Source organism: Archangium violaceum Cb vi76, from assembly GCF_000733295.1.
GTDB classification, from domain to species: Bacteria; Myxococcota; Myxococcia; order Myxococcales; family Myxococcaceae; genus Archangium; species Archangium violaceum.
Genome location: NZ_JPMI01000395.1, coordinates 1 through 1,965, shown reverse-complemented (window position 1 = coordinate 1,965; position 1,965 = coordinate 1). Strand labels below are relative to the sequence as shown.

2 protein-coding genes and 1 pseudogene are annotated in these 1,965 nt (G+C 73.3%); 1 reads left to right on the top strand and 2 read right to left on the bottom strand.

What is annotated here, in order from left to right:
- Together Q664_RS49085 and Q664_RS49080 are read right to left on the bottom strand one after the other, a co-directional pair.
- Window positions 1–292: hypothetical protein (locus Q664_RS49085; protein WP_152622806.1), on the bottom strand; the 292-nt coding region annotated here is incomplete at its 3' end.
- Between the two features lie 52 nt (window positions 293–344).
- Window positions 345–1,364 carry a lasso peptide biosynthesis protein gene (locus tag Q664_RS49080; RefSeq protein WP_043413702.1) on the bottom strand — a complete coding sequence of 340 codons (1,020 nt, stop codon included), beginning with the start codon at window positions 1,362–1,364 and terminating at the stop codon, window positions 345–347.
- Window positions 1,365–1,431: 67 nt separating this feature from the next.
- Between Q664_RS49080 and Q664_RS49075 the strand changes: the two are divergent.
- Window positions 1,432–1,965: pseudogene (locus tag Q664_RS49075) on the top strand (methyl-accepting chemotaxis protein); the annotation flags it as partial.

Genomic DNA, 1,965 nt, shown 5'->3' with positions numbered 1-1,965 from the left:
GCCCACTGGCCTCCTGCACTACCTGGAAGGAGTCCTTCGTCTGGAAGAGCTCCTCCATCTGCTCGGGGAAGCCCCCCGCGGAGCCCTCCGTCTCTCCTGGCGCAGTGGAGGCCGCGCGCTGCCCTGCTCCAGCACCGTCACGCTGCGAGGCGGGCCGGGAGTGCAGCCCGAAGCCGCTCGTCAGGCTCGCTCTCGGCGGGGCCGTGGCGCACCCGCCAACAAGCACGGCCAGCGCCAGGGCCAGCAGCAGCCGCTTGCCCGAGGCCATCGCCCCCACACCACGACATGACATGCACCACTCCCCAGCCGCATGGGCTGACCCGTTGGAACTCATTCGACTGAACTCAGCGCGCCAGGGGCTGGCGCACCACGCGGTGCTCGCCGCGCAGCAGCGCCAGCCACCGCTCCCCGGCCTCCACCGAGGGCCCTCCGGGCTCGGCCACGGCGAGCGGCAGGTGCGTCTCCCGGGTGACGGGATCCAACGAGGTGGGATCCAGCTCCAGCGTGCCGCCTCCCGCGAGCCCCACGCGCACCCAGGCATGGGGCCGGCCCGGTCCCCCGTCCACGACGAGCAACCCGTGCACCAGCGCCACCCGCTGTCCCCGCCGCGCAGCAAGGGCCGCGAAGCGCAGCGCATGGGCCAGACACCCGCCCGCCTCGCCCTCGCCCCGCTCGCTCCAGTCCGCGGCCCCCGGGCCCTTCTCCGGAAAGGCCGCGTGCACCGCCTCCGCGAGCGCCCGCGCCTCCCCGGCCCGCCAACCCGTCAGCCAGCCCGGCCGCACCACGAGGGGCCAGGCGGGGGAGAAGGCGAGCGGACCCGACGTCCCCTCCACGGGCACGCCCGCCGCGAAGAGCTCCGGTGGCGGCCTCAGCCGCACGCCCGGGGCCACCACCGTGAAGCGCGACTCCCCGACCTCCAAGGCCGCCATCCGCCCCCGCTCGTCATAGCGCGCGGTGAAGGGCTGGCCGAACATCGTCCCCTCCACCGTGTCTCCCCGCACGGCGGTGACGCAGTGCGGCCCCTCGCGGCCGGACAGCTCCTCCCGCCCCGTCACGCAGCCGGGAGCACGGGGACCCCGCCACAGCCACAGCGCCTGCGGGATGCTCTCGCGCCCCACCACCGTCTCCCCCGGCCCCACCTCCAGGGAGACCTCCCGCACCCGCTCGCCCACATGCTCTTCCCGGGTGTGCAGGTGCCGCGAGGTATAGGTGAAGCGCCTCACCTCGGGGGCGAGGGAGAGGGTGACGGTGCCCACCGGCACCCCCTTCCAGGCGAAGACGAAGCGGGTGGTCTCCTGGGGAGGAGGCGGCGAAGCGCCCCCCGCTGGCAGGGCGAGCAGGAGAGCGGAGACGAGCGGAAGCACCCCCCCAGTCTGTGCCGATTTGAGGACCCCGGCGAGAATGCACGATACGTTGGGACTCCGTTCACCCATGGTCGCCAAAAAGTACCTCTTCACCTTCATGGTCGTCGGGGGGCTCACGCTCGCCGTCGGCCAGGGCACCCTCCTCGGGCTCCTGACCAGCCACCCCCTGGACGCGGGCGGCTGGGCCGTGCTGCTGCTGGGCACCCCGCCGCTGCTGCTCACGGCGAGCTATCTGTTCTGGTACAGGTGGGCCGGCGAGCGTGCCGCACAGCGCAGTCAGCTGCTCACCCGGCTGGCCGAGGGTGACCTCACCAACAACGCCTACAGCGGCGTGGAGGATCAACGCGAGGTCCGCCGGCTCCTCTTCTCGCTGCGCCGCGCGCTCAGCCAGGTGCAGCGGGTGACGATCAACGTGCGCCGCACCTGCCAGGGCGTGTCCGAGGAGGTGCGGGTGCTGCTGGAGGCCGCGCGCCGTCAGGGTGGAGCGGTGGAGCGCTCGCAGGAATCGGTGCACAGCATGGGCCAGAGCCTCCAGGCCGCGGGCAAGCGCGTGGCCCAGTTGGAGAGCTTCGCCCAGGAGACGAACAGCTCGCTGGTGGAG